This window comes from Microbacterium trichothecenolyticum, from assembly GCF_030818955.1.
Lineage (GTDB): Bacteria > Actinomycetota > Actinomycetes > Actinomycetales > Microbacteriaceae > Microbacterium > Microbacterium trichothecenolyticum_B.
Map to the genome: position 1 here is coordinate 1,754,480 of NZ_JAUTBF010000001.1, position 15,958 is coordinate 1,770,437.

The following is a 15,958-nucleotide window of genomic DNA, read 5'->3' on the forward strand; positions in this document are numbered from 1 at the left end:
TCCGTCATCGAGGCGGGCCCCAACCGAGCAATTGCTCGTTAGGGGCACCAGTGCTACGGGAATGGCAGAGGCTCGGGATTCAAGTCCTCATATCGCAGAGGTGCATCAATAAGCCCTCGTTCGTAGGCAAGTCGATAGAATCTTGAATGCCCGAAGCAAGGACGATTGGGCAAAAACGCAAAGGTCAACTGGGGAACGAAGCTCTTCATCAACGAAATCGACGTGAAGCCCGGCGGAGTCAGATCGATGACCAGCGGGTCGATCTTTTCCTTCTCGAGAACCGCCAGAAGATGGGCGAACTCGTCGACAACCACAGCGCCCGCCTCACTCGATTTCCCCTTCGCCGCACCTGCAAAATACCACTCAAGCTTAGATCTATTCCGCTTGAGTCCATAATATGGGACGATCTCATAGAACAGTGTCATCTCTTCCAAGGAAAACTCATCGAACCCGAACAGGTCGATCATCGAACGAGACGAATACCAATTGGGATTGTAGAAAAGCGACCGAAGGTTGAGTTCACTCTGACCGTACTCCCTGAACGAGCTCTCGACCGCCTCGGTCAACGTGGCGCCAACGCCACCACCCGCACAGAATGAGAACTTGCGCATATGATCATCAAACGAGACCGTTGTGACGACCGGGTAGGACTCCAGGTCGATGTTGTGCTGATATGCCTCGATCCGCTTGCCCGTCTTCTCGGCATGAGCGATCACTGAGCGGCCATAGTCGCTCAGGCCCGGCAGCTCCGTAAGGTCAATCGGGGCAGCGGGAATCCGGTTGTACCAACGGAGATTGATCGCATCACGCTCGATGCATTCAGTAATGCCGTGCAGTAATGCTCGCTCGCGGTCATCGTGCAACGACAGGCCACCACTGGTTGCGTATCCGATCCGCGACTCCCCCTCGGTCTCGAGGGGATAGTATATAAAAACGAGCTGAGCCGGCACCAGGACTTCTTCGCCAGTCAGCAACCGGCGCATCGGAATCCAGTTGATACGCGCATCTTCAGTGAATTCAGAAAACAGGAAATCCGGATCCGCAAGTTGTTCTGGTGCGAAAATCGAAATCTCATTCGGCCCGCAGACTGCGTAGCGATCTGACAGCTCCCGCGCCGAACCGAAGACAAAACGATCCCTATGAGCGTAGTAACTCATCGCGCCGACAATTCGCTCGAACATCTCCCCCAGCGTCGAGATGTAAAGCTTGGCGAAAGTATTGCCTTTGCCGCCTCCGAAGAGACTCTTGGAGAGATTGGCATTCTGACCGAATTTGTCGATCATCGACTGCAGAATGTAGTCGATATCGTTATAGACTCCCTTGCCGATGTAACTCGGCAGCTCAGCCGAGGTGCGGAAGTAGGTCGACACCTTATCAAATAACTCATACGGGCCGTAGTAACGCTCTAGCTCACGGTACGCCCGGTAGGTGGCGTGCGGTTTGCGATACCCATAGCGCACCCCCGTTCGGTTGATAACCGTCACATTCACCTCAGACAGCCCTCCATCGTTCCAGATTCCCCACGTTGGCGACGATTCGCTTGCGAACAAGAGAGGGAATTCCTTTGCCTTGCAAAACCTGCGCCACATGGCTACGCATTTCATCGAGCGTCATATCGTTTACGAAAAGCCCACGCTGATAACACGATTCGCAATACAGTTCTGATACACCACCGTCGGCACTAGTGCCGCGATTTACATCTGAGAGCGGCTTGGTGCAACTCTCACACATCTGCATCAGGCTCACCGCTTCGGTATCGCCGCAATTCCAAAATGCGCCAGAGCGTCGGGATTCCCCAACCCAGAACCGGCCAAATCGCCCAGAAATTCTGCGGAAACGAATATCCGGGAATCGCCACGATAACAATGATGTTGACAGCCACGAAGATGGCCACGCCGATCAAATAGTTGCGAAGATTCCGAAATGCGCGCGCACGTCGCTGTTCATAGTTCATGTTCATCCCTCTTTCTCATGTTGGCGAAATCTGACCCCGCGGTCGGCAACAAAGACATAGCAAGTTGAAGCACCACCAGGATCGAAGCGGCGATACTCCAGTAGCTGAGCGAGGACCCAAGCATCAAAACCACCGCAAACACAGCGGAAGCCACCGGCCCGCTGCCGTAGAGCAACAGCCTGTTCGGCACCGATTCACCACGCGACTCGAAGGTGACGCCCCCACCCCACGGAATCAAACCAAATCGCAGCTTCCCGAGACCGAACCCGACGCCGCTACCGATGCGCACACCGCGTATCCACCGGCCAGATGCCCAACACGCAACAACATGCCCTGTCTCATGCACAGCTGCTCCAAGGAGCCCGACGAAGTAAAGCGTGAGAAGGTCGACCAATTAGGCCCGAATCATTGATCGCAGCCGAACCAGTAGCGTGAAGACGACGACGATTGCCGCCAGTTCGCCGAGTTGCAACGCATAGGCACCCCACTCGACAGTGTCATTCCAGATCGACTCCAAACCTTTGTATGTCAGGTACATCGGCGAAATGTTCGTGAACCACGAAACCGAGTCGGGCAGCGAGTCCTTCGGAATCACGACCCCCGAAGTGAACAGAAGAATGAAGAAAACTGTCGAACCGATGAGCTGAAGCGTCCGCGCACTGAACCTCAAAGAGGCGATGAGCTTAGCGATAGACACGAAGGCAAAATACGCAACCGTCAGTGTCATGACGAACAAGACGACGTTGCCACGGAACTCGACGTCGCGGTACACGATGAAGACGTAGGCCGTCACCAGCGCCACCGATGCGAAGACGATCAACAGATATGCGGACGACTCGATCAGGAATCGCTGCCAGAGTTTTATCGGCAGCAGCGACAAAGCCTCCGTGATACCAGCTTCCTTCTGATTGGCAAGGTCATTAGTAACTCCCATCAGGGTGAAGTTGCCAACCAGAAAGGCTGCATCGATCGCGACCAACGAGTTGTAATAGCTGATCCCCGTACCGCCGTCTTCATGCGACCCGAACGAACCACCAAAAATGAAGATGAGGACAATCGGAAAGATCAACGTGAAGAAAAGCGCGATAGGTTCGCGCCAAAAGCGAAGGATCTCTATGCGGATGTGTGCCGCGATCATCTTTAACGAGTCCACTTCGCCTCCCCATGAGTCGCGCGCGTTGCGAGCTGATAAAAGTCTTTGGGAGTAGTCGGCAGAATCGAATTCCCGGGGAACGCCTCCCCGAGCAACTCGGTCGTGCGCGCGAAGTAACTTACGCCATCCTCGTGCTCCACCGACGGGAGACCGACCCCAGCGGCTGCCGTCGGCACGACAGTCTTGTACGGATAGCCAAATCTTTCTCGAAACGCGGTCTTGGTCCCGTTGAATCGAATTCCACCATCGACTACCAATACATTATCCGCGATCTCGAAAAATTCGCTGAGGTCGTGTGAGGAGACCAGCAGGTCAACATTCTGACCCTGCAACAGGCGGATGACCCGCATGATTTTGTCCTTCACGTCGACGTCGATACCCGCAGTCGGCTCGTCGAGAACGAGAAGCTCCTTACGACCGATAATCGTCAAAAACAACGAGACACGCTTCTTCTGACCACCGGACAATGCATAAGCATAAGAACGCATCAGTGGGCCAATGTCGAGAACATCTGCTATTTCGTGCAGATCGATCGTCGGCGACGCACCACCGGAAAGGTACAGCCTTTTATACAACTCGATGTATTCGCCCACTCGGACGCTTTTAAGGAAGGCGTCGTTCTGCAGCTGAAGCCCAAATCTCCGCTTGGTCTCCTGCTTGATCAGATGAGTGGGGTCGGAAAAGATAAGAACCTGACCGGCAGTGGGCCGCTCGATACCTGTCGCCAGTCGCACGAGGGTTGATTTTCCGGCCCCATTACGGCCCACGAGAAACGACAACCCAGGGCGCAATTCGAAGCTATCACCCTCGAAAACCGTCGTGTCGCCGAACCGCTTGGTCACCTGGCGAAAGATGAGACTACTGCTCACGTTTCGGTCCCATCGAAAGGCAAAGCAGCGGGAGCTCTTCGCGTTCCAGACCGAGACTCGTTACGACGTCTTTGGAAGAGAATGCCGCCACCGGACACGAACCGATTCCGACGGATTCGGCCACCAGTCCGATGTATCCGGCCGCCACGCCACAATCGACATTGAGCAACCGATAGCCACGATACCCGTACTTCCAAGCGAACCTCCTGATGTCGCCGGTCATCACAATTGACACTTGAGCTCGTGGCGAAAAGTCGGTGACGAAGATCTTCGCGAGATCCACGTCGGGCCGACCTTGCCAGATGGTCACCAGTTCGTCGTCCCGGGGCGCGTAGTAATAGACACCGTCTGCAAGACCTTCCACGTCGGACACGTAGACGTAGACATTGAGCGGCTGCAAGCCACCTGCCGACGGCGCGTTGGAGATTGGATAGCTGTGGACGTTGTAGGCGTTGGAGCGATAGCCCTTGGTGCCGATAGAAGCTCGCAAGATGAAGGCCAATTCGCCCAAAGTCAATCGAGCGCCTGGCATAGTCGCGGTGCGAGGTGCGGCCAGCGATCGTGTCGGCGACGCTCAAGGCACCAGTCAGCGCGGCCGGCTCGACGACATTCACGAGCGAGATGCGCAGGTACGACGCGTCGAACTCTCGCTGCGTCGGCGGTGCCTTCATGAGCTTGGCACGTTGCAGCCCCGCCACAACGTCGATGGCCTCGTAGCCGTCGTGGCTAGCGATGACCTGGTCGACGATGCTCAACGTCTCCGTGTCGGTGGACTCATCGGCCCCGTCATGCGTCTCAGCATGCTCGGTCAGTGCGTTCACACTCGCTCCCCTCCCTCTGGGGTCGTCTGGTCATGCAGTTCGAAGACCGAGGCGACCACGGTGTCGTAACCCTCGACACCTATGGCAGCGAGGGCCTGCCGGTCGAAGACATCGGCGTAGCGCCGCCCCTTGGTCGTAGACATCGGCGATCCGAGAATCGAAGCGATTATCTGCACCAGTTCCCCGGCCGCGACGAGCGATCGGACAAGCGCCCGCTCACCGTGCACCATCGCACTGCGCTTTGGCCTGGCGACCAGCACAATGTGCTCGACAGCCGTCTCGAACGAGTCCCGACGATTGGGTATAGCCCCCGCAAGGTCCGCCACGGAGGCCGCCATCTTCGACAGCAGCAGATTTCGCGCCCCGATGTAGCGATAGACCCAGCCGCCGCGCAGGACATAAATGTCCACATACAACAGGTGCTCTTGCACCATCGCAAGATTGGCGTGGAGTTGTGCGAAAATCCGCCCTGAAGGGCCGGCCGCGGCATCGATAACGAGCGCAGTTTCTGGCTCTAGCAACTCGTCGTTTATGTTGTAAACCGTCGAGTGATACCACTCAACCAGGCTCGTTAAGCGGCTATCAAGGGTCGAAAAGTCCTCGTTGTCGAACCGACTGATTCGACTCTCGATAATAAACCGCTCAAACCCCAAGCCGTTTCGTAGTCGCAGAATGTATTCCGTATCGTTGCGACGTTGAAGATCGAACGAATCGGGATAGGGGATGAGAGTTTCTTCGAGTTCCGTGAAGGTGGCACCTTCAGCCGACTGTACGATATCGGCGCCTGCTGTCCCGTCGGTCACAGCGACCACTCACAGATAGTCATGCGACATGGCGTGATCGAGCCGACATGCCGGGCAAACCGGCAGCGGCAGCACATCGACCAGATCGAATCGCAGGCTTTCTGTATCGAAAATCAGCGCGCGATTCTTGGTCTTCAGCGAACCGGTCAGTACGAAGTCCAGCCAAAGATGCAGCGAGAAGAAGGTGAGTTGATTGAGCAGAAAAGGCGGGTACGCCATCGAAGCCCGCTCGACTGCCTTGTATGCTCGATACTCCGGTCGATGAGTCAGCGTTGCCTCGAGCTGAATCTCTAGCTCGTTGTAGCAAACCGTTTCTCCGTGGAGCACGACCGGCGCGATAATCGTGGTGCTGCCGTCGAGATAGCCCAGCACCAAAGGCGTGTTGTGCTCGATTGCGAACTGGTTGAACCGGTGAAAGTCGGCCGAGTCGAAGCGGTCATAGACCACGACCAGCGACTCGGGTGTTCCCTCGGACGCGAAGAACTCGTTCGGCGTCACCATCGTGTAAGGCAGATCGACGCCACGGAGACCGTCTGACAGCGCGTGCTCAACCTCCGGCGACGACGCGACGATGATCGATGGCTTGATCGGCTCCCCACTGAGTCGGCGTTCGTTGATGAGCGCGTAGTACTGGGTGAAGTCCTGAGAGTGTGGCGCAACAAGGACATGCTCATCCAGGAGGAGCTCAAGCACCTCGTTCGCTTGGCCACCGTCAGACTGAAGCCCCAGAAGCTCGTCGGCGTCGATCCGACCATCGGTGATCAACTTGTCCAGCAACGCCACCCGAGCGAGTTGATCTGCCTCGAAATCCAACACAAAGGACGTACGGCTCAACTGTCCGTGCTTGATGAGAAACCGGCGCTGGCCAACTTTAATGAGTGTCACGAACTTATTGAGGACGTAGCCGTCCATCTTTGATCCTCCGTTGAACGAAACTATGAGCGTCAGTACTGATTTTCCTGAAACCATGCGGGGCCGGGTTCCATAAAGTGCATGAGCACCCCACCCCGCACGGAATGAATCAGTGCCGATCTAGCACCAACACCAGCAGCACCAGCCGTCGCCCAGTGCGGCAATCGCATCCTTCTTGTAAACGCTCTCGGCCTTCTCGGTCTTCGTCATAATTCACCTCCTTCTTGTCTGTCACGGCAGAACGAGAATGCACATCCGGCGCCCCCGCTCCGCAGTCAGCCCGTCATGCGCCACCCCGCACCAATTTGAAGAGCGGAGCAGTAGCGAAGCATCACCGCAGCCCCAGTCACTCGACGATGGCCACGACGATCTCTCGCTCGATGGCCTGTTCGGTCATGACATGTCCTTTGTCTCTTGCGGTGTGGAAAACATCGAAGACGCCTCGCGGGTCATCGTTCGGCCCTGTCCTCTCCTCTGCAAGGAACCGGGCGCGGATGACCCCCGTGTTGGGGTACCAGCTCGAACACGGTCACGAGCGTGTCTCGTCGCGCGGAGCACCCGCCCGCGAACAGGCGAAGAGCCTCAGACGCTTCACGTCGGGAACATCTGTTCCGTCGTTGCACCGCGCCGCGCGCCCTCCGTGAGGAACTCGCGCACAGATGCATCTCGTTCTGAACACACGGCGTGGTCGCCGTCCGGAAGGGCGTCTGGCGCCCTCTCCACCGGGCGCTCTCCGCACTTCCGAGTGTTCATATATGAATGCTAAGAGGTCCTGTTTGACTCTCTCAAGCAATTTCACCCGGCCGGCGAACGCGAGGCCTCTCCTACGCTGAAGGCATGGTCCGTAGGAAGAAGACGCCCCATCCGTTCGACGAGCATCTGGGTTCGGCGATACGGGCAGCGCGACGGCGCCGGAGCGTCACGCGCGAAGCCCTCGCGAGACAAACCGGCATACCCCTCTCGAACCTGAAGCGACGCGAAGACGGGGCGAACGAGACCTCGGTCTCCGAGCTCGAGCGCATCTCATCCGTCCTCCAGATACCGACACGTGAGATCGTCGACATGGCTCTCATCGATTACAGCGCCGCCGGCTCCGTATCGAGGGGCTCCGCGCAGGACGGCCTCGACAAGCTCCTCGCCTCGGTGTCCGAAGCCCCTCGTACCATCGACGCCGCGGACAACGTGACCTATCTCGGCCACGTTTCGCCCGGTCTCCTCGACGCCGCCAACACCGACGAGCGCACGAGGGAGACCGACTGATCGCCGACAGGGAGGCCATGAGAGATCTACTCACCCTCGCAGCACGCCTTGGCGTCACGGTTCACGTCGCTCACCTCCCGGAGCCGTATCGGGGCTTCTACGATCACGAGCGGTGCATGGTCGTGTACGACTTCGCTCTCACCCCCATCGAGCGCGCCTGCGTCCTCGCCCACGAGCTCGGGCACGCGTTCCATGGACACCGGGGTCGAAACGATCCCGAGGCCGAGGCCGCTGCCGACGCGTACGCCGCGGGAGTTCTCGTCGATCCGGAGCGATGGGCCCAGCTCGAGGCAATGGGATTGGCCGACATCGACATCGCCGAAGAGCTCGGCGTGACGCTCAAGATCCTCCGCGTCTTCGTGAAGAACCATCTGACGCGCGTCTGCGGCACCACCTACACACGCGCCCGTCTGGGGCGAGGCCAGTTCCAGCACGCCGCACGCTGGGCATCCTGAGGCCACCCCCGTAAGCGTTGTCACCCACGCACGCCGCCCTGGCATACGCCCACCGCGACGAAGACGCTGTTCTCGCCCCGCCCCGCTCCTCGTGTCGGATGCCTAGATCCACCCGCGCTCCCGCGCATGGATCGTCGCCTGCTGCCGACTCGCCAGCCCCAGCTTCCCCAGCACTGACGACACGTGGTTGCGCACGGTCCCGGCCGACAGGTGCAGCGCCGAAGCGATCTCGGCCACCGTCTCCCCTCGCGCGCCCGCCCGCAGCACGTCGAGCTCGCGGTCGGTGAGGGGACTGCGTTCGTCGCTGAGGGCGTCGGCGGCGATCTCGGGGTCGACGTAGCGCCGCCCGGCGGCGACTTCGCGGATCACCGCGGCGACGTCGTCCGCCGGACGCGACTTCGGCAGGAACCCATCGACCCCGGCGCTCAGCGCGCGCCGCAGGACCCCCGGCCGCGCATGGCGCGTGACGATCACGCAGCGCGCGGGCACGCAGCGCAGGATCCTCGCGGCGGTGTCGACCCCGTCGAGGCCGGGCATCTCGAGGTCGAGCAGGCAGACGTCGGGCCTGAGCCGCTCCGCCTCGGCGAAGGCACTCTCACCGTCGCGGCACTCCGCCACGACCTCCAGGTCGGGTTCGAGGCGCAGCAGGGCGGCGAGCGCCGTGCGGATCATGTCCTCGTCATCGGCGATGAGAACGCGGATCATGCCCGCACCCCCGCGGGCACGCGGACGGTGACGGTGAAGCGGTCGCCGGAGTGCACGGCATCCACGCTCCCCTCGACGCGTCCGACACGCTCGGCGATCCCGTCCAGTCCGCTGCCGCCGAGTCGGGGTGCCGCCGGTGCGTCGTTCGCGATCGCAAGCTCCCACGTCTCGTCGTCCCGCAGAAGAGAGAGGGATGCCGAGACCCCGCCGCCGTGCTTGAGCACATTCGTCGTGCACTCCCGGATCACCGGCCCGAGCACCTCCGCCGGAGCCTCGGCGGCGTCGGGAGCGATGTCGACGTCGACCCGCAGGCCCGCCGCGCGCAGCAGATCGGCCGCGTTGGCGAGTTCGTCGGGCAGCGGGACTCCCCGGAAGCGCGTCGCCAACTCGCGGGTCCCGCGCCGCGCTTCGTCGACGCTCGCGCGGGCGAGGCGCACCTGTTCGATCGCCGCGGCGGGGTCGCGCGCGAGCATCTTCTCGGCGAGCTCGAGCTGCAGCGCGATGACCTGCAGGTGATGCCCCTGGAGGTCGTGGAGGTCGTTCGCCAGGTGCAGGCGCTCTTGCGCGGCGGCGAGACGGCCCTCGACGCGGCGTGCACGGTCGAGCTCGCGCACGATGTCCCACCACCACAGGGAGGTCGCCGACAGCGGCGGCAGCATCGCGGTGAAGAGGCCGACCCCGAAGACGTCCGCGATGTACCCCGTGGGATTCAGGCGTGCGACCTCGATGATCCAGGCCGCGACGATGACCGCGATCAGGAGCACGACGAGACGCAAGCGGATGCCGACCCGCCACCGCAGCAGGCAGAGCGCCTGCGCCGCGAGCGCGACGGCGAGCAGGAGCGACCCCGCGGCCGCACCGGCCAGCGCACCGGAGGCGACCCCTGCCAGGACCACCGGCCAGACGGGGCGGACACCGATCGCGTCGCCCTCGTCGAGCGGCTCGCGCCGGTAGTGGATGAGGAGCAGAATCGCGGATGCCGTCGACCCGGCCGCGCCGACGAGGTACAGCACCGTGACGAGCGAGGGCTCGCCCAGCGCGACCAGGAGCGCCCACACGGCCAGGCCGAAGACCTGCAGCAGCATGATGGAGGCGACGGTGTACCACCACGTGACGCGGACGTCGCGGGCGTAGGTCGCGGAGGGGGACGAGGTCACCTCCGCCACTGTACGTCCGTGACATTCGTCATGGTCGATCCCGCGCATCCTCCCGTGGGCTCATGACGCCGTGACACTGCCGTCGACGGGACGCGGTCGCTGGGATGGAATCACCGCGGAACACGCCGCGCCCCCATCCCCCGGGAGCAGTCATGTCCAACCCCGTCTCCGATCTCGTCCTCGGCTTCCAGAACCTCGTCGCCCAGGTCCCCGACCTCGTGCAGCCCCTCGTCGTGGCCCTCGCCGGCGCCGTCCCCTTCATCGAAGGAGAGGGAGCGGCCGCGATCGGCATCATCGGTGGCATCCCTCCGGTCGTCGCCGCTGTGGCGGGAGCCGTCGGGAACCTCCTCTGCGTCGCGATCGTCGTGCTCGCGACCGCCCGCGTGCGCACCGCCGTCACCACGCGCCGCGGCGCCCCCGAGAAACCGAGCTCCGCGCGCCGCGAGAAGTTCGAGCGCGCCTATCACCGCTACGGAACGCCGGGCGTGAGCCTGCTCGGCCCCCTCCTCCTGCCCACGCAGTTCACCGCGGCGGCGCTGACGTCGACCGGCGTGCCCCCGCTGCGGGTGCTGGCCTGGCAGGCTGCGGCGATCGCCCTGTGGACGACGGTGGTGACGTTGATCATCACGGGCGTGATCCGCGCGGTGGCGTGAGTCGGGCGGGGCGCGGAGGCCACGGCATCCGCGCCCCGCCCGATCGTCAGAGCTTCCCTCGCAGTTGCTCCATCTCGGCGATCTCGGCCATCTGCGCCTCGACGATGCTGCGGGCGAGCGAGACGGCGGCGGTGTCCGAGCCGTCTTCGATCTCGGCCTGCGCCATGTCGACCGCACCGCGGTGGTGCGTGATCATCTGCGACAGAAACAGCTTCTCGGCCTCGGAGCCCGTGGCGTTCTCGAGCATCGCCATATCGTCGGCGCTCATCATGCCGTCGCCGTGGTGCATGGCATGCCCGTCCGACGCCTCGGCTCCCCAGGCGTCGAGCCACCCCTGCATCTTGTCGATTTCGGGCTGTTGGGCGGCTTTGATCTCTTGGGCGAGGGCGGCGACGCGCTCGTCGATGCCGTCCTTGGCCAGCAGGGTGTCCGACATCTCGATCGCCTGCGCGTGGTGCGGGATCATCATGCTCGCGAACATGACGTCGGCGTCAGTCGCGCCGCTCGCCGCCGGCGGTGCGGAGCTCTCGCTGCCGTGGTCCATGCCGGACATGCCCTCGTGCGAGGTCGTTCCGCCGGTGCACCCGGCGAGCAGGAGGAGGGCGGTGAGGGTGATCGCGGCGGTCGCCGCGGTGCGGTTGTCCATCGTGTGTTCTCCAAAGTCGGTGGTGGCGCTCGGCGGGCGCCGAGCAGGGTGCGCTGCCCGCGCGGGGCGGGCCGGCGCGCCCTCACGTCCGACGGATGCAGAGGAGCGCGAGCGAGGGTGGCGGCAGCGTGTGCGCGAGGACGGACCATCGCGTCCGCATCGAAGAAAGCTGCTGCGCGCGAGCGCCCGGGAGCCGGCGCCCGACCGCGACGACGAACAGGATGACCGCGCCGAGAAGCGCGAGCACGCACGCCATCCACGCCATGGCGTGATCGGTGGACGGGACCACCACGTCCGCCATGGCCGCGCTCATCACGCGGTGGTCCTCGTGGGCGGAGACGGATGCCGCGGCCCCGGCGGCATGACCCGCGTGGGCACCGTGTGTCGACGCAGCGTGGGGGCTGACCGCGGTGCCGTGGAGGATCGCACCGCCGTGTCCCGCCGCGGTGCCGTGCGTGTTCAGCGCGTGCATCGCAAGGAGACCGGCGATGATCAGGGCCGTGAGCAGCAGCACGCGCACGAGCATCGTCGGGCGGCGGGCGTGCGCCGCGACAGCGATGATCGACATCCTCACCTCCCCGGACCGCCCAGGGTAGCGATGCTGCGGGCGCCGGGTTCCGCAGCACCGGCGCCACCGCGGCCGAGAGCAGACCGAAGAGCCCGCAGCGTCGCTCCCGCCCCGCTCACCTCACCGAGTCCGCCCGCACCGTCTGGGACAGAGCATCGAGGGGCATCGCGTCGAGCACCGCGCGCACGTTCACGCTCTCCCGACGCGTCGCGCGGACGACTGCGGCGATCTCGCGGAAGGCACCGGGTTCCGCGAGCGGCACCGCGACCGTGCCGGGTGGGAGCTCCCCACGGCCGAGGCGCGGCACCGCGGCGATCGCCAGCCCTTCCTGCACGAACGCGAGGAGGGATGCGAACTCCGCGGCCTCGTAGACGATGCCGCTGCCGCGGTCGAGTCCGGTCGTCGTCTCGAGCCACCGCCGGTAGGGGTCGTCGTCGGGCGTGACGGCCCACGTCTCGTGCGTCAGATCGGCCCACCGCAGTTGGGGACGACCGGTGAGCCGGTGGTCGCGCGGAACGACGATGTCGACGGCATCCTGGCCGAGGACGACACGGTGAAGGTCCGGGTCGGTACGGCTCGACGTGGCTCCCCACACCTTCACAATGGCGAGGTCGACGAGACCGAGGCGCACCTGCCGGACCCCGTCGGCGGGCTCGAGCTCGACCGGCTCGACCCGGAGGCTCGGGTCGGCATCGAGCAGGGTCCGGATCAGGGGAACGACCAGCCCACGCAGCGCGGTGGGAAACGCCGCGACCCGCACCCGGCCGGACGGACCATCGGATGCCACGACCTCAGCGAGGTCGTCCAGGCTCCGCACGGCCGCCCTCCCCTCATCGACGAGACGGTGAGCGAGCTCGGTGAGGACGACCCCGCGACCCACGCGCTCCAGCAGCGGAGCGCCGACGGCGTGCTCCAGACGCTGGACGCGTTGCGTGATGTTCGACGGGGTGTAGTGCAGCAAGGCGGCCGCCGCGGTCACCGAACCGGTGTCGGCCACGGCGATGAGCGCCCGGAGCCCCTGCACGTCAATCATTCACTGATCCTAAATCCGTCACCCGCCTGATCGTCGATAGTGCTTCACGGTGTACGCCGGGAACATGGATGCGTGACCCAGACGGCCCCTCTTGCCACCGGCATCCCCTCGTCCCGCAATCCGCGCGCCCGCGCGAGCGTGCTGCTCGCGCTCGCCATGGCGGGGTGGGGCACCATCGGGCTGTTCAGCATCCAGGCGGGTACCGACGCGATCACGACGACCGCCTGGCGCTGCGTCTTCGGTGCGGTGACGCTGCTGATCCTGTCGTTCGCGACGCGGTCGTTTCAGACGTCGATCTGGACGCGCCGCGCGGTCGCCCTGACCATCGTCGGCGGTCTCGCCCTCGTGGCGAACTGGGCGTTCCTCTTCTTCTCGTTCAGCCAGACGACGATCACCGTCACGACCGTCGCGTACCACCTGGAGCCGTTCTTCCTCGTCGCACTCGGCGCCCTCGCCGCCCGCCGAGCACCGCGGCGCAGCGATATGGCCTGGTTGCTCGTAGCCTTCGGCGGGCTGCTGCTGGCGACGCAGTTCCTCGGCCCCGGCGGCATCCAGCCCCTCGAGCCCTCCCAGCTGCTGGGCGTCGGCGCGGCCCTCGCGGCCGGTGCGCTGTACGCGGTGGCGACGTTCGCGGCGCAGCACACCCGTGGCATCCGTCCCTATCCGATGACCCTCATCCAGTGCGTCGTCGGCGCCGCCGTGCTCCTCCCCTTCGCGCAGGGCCTGCGGTGGGGCGACGGCTCGTGGATCTGGATCGCCGTGATGGGCATCGTGCACACGGGCTTGCTGTACTCGATCCTCTACAGCACGGCCCGCGTGCTCTCGACGATCACGATCGCCGCGCTATCGTTCGTCAACCCCGCCGTGGCCGTGCTCGTCGACGTCGCCGTCTACGGGCACCTGCCCGACGCGTTCCAGCTGCTCGGCATCGCGATCATCACGGGCGCAACGCTCGCAATGACGCTGCGCAACCGCTGAGGCGGGCTGGCGCGTCACTTCAGGAACGACGTCAGCGCGGCCACCCACGCGTCGAAGGCGTCGAGATGCGCGTCGTGCGATGCCCCCGCGAGGTCGATCCTGGTCGCGTTGCCGTTACCTGCGACGAAGGCGGCCTTCTGCTCCTCGATGAACATGCCGTTGTCGGCATAGACGACGAGGGTCGGCGCAGCGACCTGGCTCCAGTCATCCCAGCGGGGAGTCACGACGTGCCCCATCGTCGCCACCATCACGTCCGGGTCGAATCGCGGATGCAGGCCGTCGGCGCGCTCCTCCAGGTCGGCCACCCACGCCCGGGCGAGCGGCTCATCGCCGAGGGCGTCAACCGCCGCGGCGCGGTCGGCGAACGGGATCGGCCACGACCGGAAGTACTCCCCCATGGCGGCGATCGACTCCGGGGTCCCTCCGCCGGCGTCGCTCTCCAGAAGCACCAGTCGCCGGACGAGACGCGGATGCCACGCGGCCACCAGCATCGCCGTGTGCGCGCCCAGCGACTGCCCGACGAGATCCACGGGCGTCGTCGACTCGGCCGAGATCACCGCGGCGACATCGGACGCGAACGCCTCGCGCGACGTGTCGTGCGGGCGGCGGGTGCTGTGCCCGTGTCCCCGCTGGTCGATCAGGATGACGCGGCGCCCGCGCAGTGCGCCCGCCGTCGGGGCGAACTCCCGGCCGCTCCCGGCCAGGCCGTGCAGGATGACGACGCTCGGGCCGGCCCCGTCCGAGACCGCGTACGACACCGTCGTTCCGTCTGCGACGACAAGCTCCCGGCGTACGAACTCCACCGCCTCACGGTAGCTCGCGCGGCGCACGACCCGCTCCGGGGGTTGGCGCGGTAGCCCCGGGACTCAGCCAGTGAGGTGAGTTGTCCACACGCATGACATAGTCGGGCTGTTTCCCACGCGACGCGGTGCAGGCTGGGAGGTATGAGCCTGCTCCTCACCAGATGCGCCGAGCCCACCTGCGAGTTCACGTGGGAAGGCGGTTCGACACGTATCGACGCCGCGGAGCTCGAGCATCGCGAAGCCCTGGCTCGGGCCGGCACCTCGGCGACCGGGACGCCGCCCGAGAACACCGCGGACGAGGACGCGCCCCTGGTCGATCCGATCGATCACGCCCCGCACCGAGGACACGAGCTGGTCGTGGTGCGCGAACGATGGCGCTGGCTCAGACCGGTCGTCGTCTTCAACATCGTCTGGATCGCCATATCGGCATATGCGGCGACGACCAGCAGCACATCGATGATGTGGCTGGCGTTCGTGTTTCCCGAGATCCCCGCGTTCCGCGTGGCGCCGGCAGTGCCGATCGCCGTGATCGTGATCGCCTCGTTCATCTCAATCTCCTACGCAGCGATGGGCGCCCGGGGAACGAGGTTCGGCCAGCGGTTCTTCGCCGCGATGACGATGTGCGGCGCGGTCTCGGCAGTGGCCTCGGCTGCTGCCTCCGGGACAATCCTGCTTCTCCTCGGACTGGCGTGGCGCTCCTCCTGAGGCGCCCGCCTACCCGGCTGAGGCCGGGTGATGTGGAAGGGACGAGTCGGTCCCAGAACCTCGCGTGCGGCCGCGCCGCATCCCCCTCGACGGACTTTACGGTGAGCATTCCGACCTCCGTCCGTACAGGCCTAATCGTGTCGCGTCGGACGCGGGCCCACCAGACGCGCGATCACCTCGGCGAGCTCGCGGATCGGCATCCGCGCGTCCAGCTCGATCGACGCCCCTCGTCGCAGCAGGGGCTCGACGTCGGCGACGTGCGCGCGGATCCGGTCCTGCTGCTCGACGGTGTGCCCGTACGGATTGTTCGTGCGCGCGCGAACCCTCTCGATGAGGACCTCGACCGGCGCGCTGAGCAGCACCACCTGCTCGAAACGGTCGTAGAAGTCGCCCTGGTTCTCGCTCGTCCCCGAGACCACGACGGTCGCTTCGGTCGCGAGGAGGTCCGCCATCCGGGCGGCATCCCACGGGCCCCGTCGCCGT

The 15,958-nt window shown here is 64.4% G+C and carries 21 protein-coding genes; 5 read left to right on the forward strand and 16 right to left on the reverse strand.

Annotation, left to right across the window (positions count from 1 at the left end; translation table 11 throughout):
- Window positions 1–53: 53 nt before the first annotated feature.
- The 9 genes from QE412_RS08310 to QE412_RS08345 form a co-directional block, all read right to left on the reverse strand.
- Window positions 54–1,490: a YcaO-like family protein gene (locus tag QE412_RS08310; RefSeq protein WP_307482185.1), complete on the reverse strand. Its 1,437-nt coding sequence runs from the start codon at window positions 1,488–1,490 to the stop codon at window positions 54–56.
- A 1-nt stretch (window position 1,491) separates the two neighbouring features.
- Entirely contained in the window at window positions 1,492–1,737 is a 246-nt protein-coding gene (locus tag QE412_RS17700; RefSeq protein WP_373426572.1) for a zinc ribbon domain-containing protein, read from the reverse strand.
- Window positions 1,724–1,954: a 2TM domain-containing protein gene (locus QE412_RS08315; protein ID WP_307482189.1), complete on the reverse strand. Its 231-nt coding sequence runs from the start codon at window positions 1,952–1,954 to the stop codon at window positions 1,724–1,726. The genes QE412_RS17700 and QE412_RS08315 overlap by 14 nt, the downstream gene beginning before the upstream one ends.
- Window positions 1,944–2,348, reverse strand: coding sequence for a M50 family metallopeptidase (locus tag QE412_RS08320; protein WP_307482192.1), 405 nt, complete (start codon window positions 2,346–2,348; stop codon window positions 1,944–1,946). The genes QE412_RS08315 and QE412_RS08320 overlap by 11 nt, the downstream gene beginning before the upstream one ends.
- On the reverse strand, window positions 2,349–3,092 hold the full coding sequence (locus QE412_RS08325; RefSeq protein WP_307482195.1) for an ABC transporter permease: 744 nt from the start codon (window positions 3,090–3,092) through the stop codon (window positions 2,349–2,351).
- A 2-nt stretch (window positions 3,093–3,094) separates the two neighbouring features.
- Window positions 3,095–3,976 carry an ATP-binding cassette domain-containing protein gene (locus QE412_RS08330; protein WP_307482198.1) on the reverse strand — a complete coding sequence of 294 codons (882 nt, stop codon included), beginning with the start codon at window positions 3,974–3,976 and terminating at the stop codon, window positions 3,095–3,097.
- Window positions 3,966–4,478, reverse strand: coding sequence for a SagB/ThcOx family dehydrogenase (locus tag QE412_RS08335; protein WP_307482201.1), 513 nt, complete (start codon window positions 4,476–4,478; stop codon window positions 3,966–3,968). Before QE412_RS08335 ends, QE412_RS08330 begins: the two co-directional genes overlap by 11 nt.
- A gap of 315 nt (window positions 4,479–4,793) precedes the next feature.
- Window positions 4,794–5,609: a hypothetical protein gene (locus tag QE412_RS08340; protein ID WP_307482203.1), complete on the reverse strand. Its 816-nt coding sequence runs from the start codon at window positions 5,607–5,609 to the stop codon at window positions 4,794–4,796.
- Window positions 5,610–6,512: a hypothetical protein gene (locus QE412_RS08345; protein ID WP_307482205.1), complete on the reverse strand. Its 903-nt coding sequence runs from the start codon at window positions 6,510–6,512 to the stop codon at window positions 5,610–5,612.
- Between the two features lie 837 nt (window positions 6,513–7,349).
- On the opposite strand from QE412_RS08345, the gene QE412_RS08350 reads away from it, so the two are divergent.
- A complete protein-coding gene (locus tag QE412_RS08350) occupies window positions 7,350–7,772 on the forward strand; it encodes a helix-turn-helix domain-containing protein (protein WP_307482208.1) in 423 nt (140 codons plus the stop codon).
- Window positions 7,773–7,789: 17 nt separating this feature from the next.
- On the forward strand, window positions 7,790–8,227 hold the full coding sequence (locus tag QE412_RS08355; protein WP_307482212.1) for an ImmA/IrrE family metallo-endopeptidase: 438 nt from the start codon (window positions 7,790–7,792) through the stop codon (window positions 8,225–8,227).
- Between the two features lie 102 nt (window positions 8,228–8,329).
- On the opposite strand, the gene QE412_RS08360 is transcribed toward QE412_RS08355, so the two are convergent.
- On the reverse strand, window positions 8,330–8,932 hold the full coding sequence (locus QE412_RS08360; protein ID WP_307482213.1) for a response regulator transcription factor: 603 nt from the start codon (window positions 8,930–8,932) through the stop codon (window positions 8,330–8,332).
- Window positions 8,929–10,089, reverse strand: a complete 1,161-nt coding sequence (locus QE412_RS08365) for a sensor histidine kinase (RefSeq protein WP_307482215.1) — start codon at window positions 10,087–10,089, stop codon at window positions 8,929–8,931. The genes QE412_RS08360 and QE412_RS08365 overlap by 4 nt, the downstream gene beginning before the upstream one ends.
- Before the next feature lie 152 nt (window positions 10,090–10,241).
- Between QE412_RS08365 and QE412_RS08370 the strand changes: the two genes are divergently transcribed.
- Window positions 10,242–10,742 (forward strand): small multidrug efflux protein, encoded by a 501-nt coding sequence (locus QE412_RS08370; RefSeq protein WP_307482218.1) that lies wholly within the window; start codon window positions 10,242–10,244, stop codon window positions 10,740–10,742.
- A gap of 46 nt (window positions 10,743–10,788) precedes the next feature.
- Here QE412_RS08370 and QE412_RS08375 read toward each other — a convergent pair whose 3' ends face one another.
- The 3 genes from QE412_RS08375 to QE412_RS08385 all read right to left on the reverse strand — a co-directional run bounded on the left by QE412_RS08375 (window position 10,789) and on the right by QE412_RS08385 (window position 12,989).
- Window positions 10,789–11,388 carry a DUF305 domain-containing protein gene (locus QE412_RS08375; RefSeq protein ID WP_307482220.1) on the reverse strand — a complete coding sequence of 200 codons (600 nt, stop codon included), beginning with the start codon at window positions 11,386–11,388 and terminating at the stop codon, window positions 10,789–10,791.
- 82 nt (window positions 11,389–11,470) lie between these two features.
- Window positions 11,471–11,956, reverse strand: coding sequence for a hypothetical protein (locus QE412_RS08380; protein ID WP_307482222.1), 486 nt, complete (start codon window positions 11,954–11,956; stop codon window positions 11,471–11,473).
- A gap of 115 nt (window positions 11,957–12,071) precedes the next feature.
- Window positions 12,072–12,989, reverse strand: a complete 918-nt coding sequence (locus QE412_RS08385; RefSeq protein WP_307482225.1) for a LysR family transcriptional regulator — start codon at window positions 12,987–12,989, stop codon at window positions 12,072–12,074.
- A 72-nt stretch (window positions 12,990–13,061) separates the two neighbouring features.
- Between QE412_RS08385 and QE412_RS08390 the strand changes: the two genes are divergently transcribed.
- Entirely contained in the window at window positions 13,062–13,967 is a 906-nt protein-coding gene (locus QE412_RS08390; RefSeq protein ID WP_307482227.1) for a DMT family transporter, read from the forward strand.
- Window positions 13,968–13,981: 14 nt separating this feature from the next.
- Here the strand turns inward: QE412_RS08390 and QE412_RS08395 are convergent, their stop codons facing one another.
- On the reverse strand, window positions 13,982–14,770 hold the full coding sequence (locus tag QE412_RS08395) for an alpha/beta fold hydrolase (RefSeq protein WP_307482230.1): 789 nt from the start codon (window positions 14,768–14,770) through the stop codon (window positions 13,982–13,984).
- A 141-nt stretch (window positions 14,771–14,911) separates the two neighbouring features.
- Here QE412_RS08395 and QE412_RS08400 point away from each other — a divergent pair, with 141 nt between their 5' ends.
- The gene (locus QE412_RS08400; protein ID WP_307482233.1) at window positions 14,912–15,475 is read left to right on the forward strand and encodes a hypothetical protein; all 564 of its coding nucleotides are present in this window, start codon (window positions 14,912–14,914) and stop codon (window positions 15,473–15,475) included.
- Between the two features lie 131 nt (window positions 15,476–15,606).
- Here the strand turns inward: QE412_RS08400 and QE412_RS08405 are convergent, their stop codons facing one another.
- A complete protein-coding gene (locus QE412_RS08405) occupies window positions 15,607–15,927 on the reverse strand; it encodes an ATP-binding protein (RefSeq protein WP_307482235.1) in 321 nt (106 codons plus the stop codon).
- Window positions 15,928–15,958: the final 31 nt, after the last annotated feature.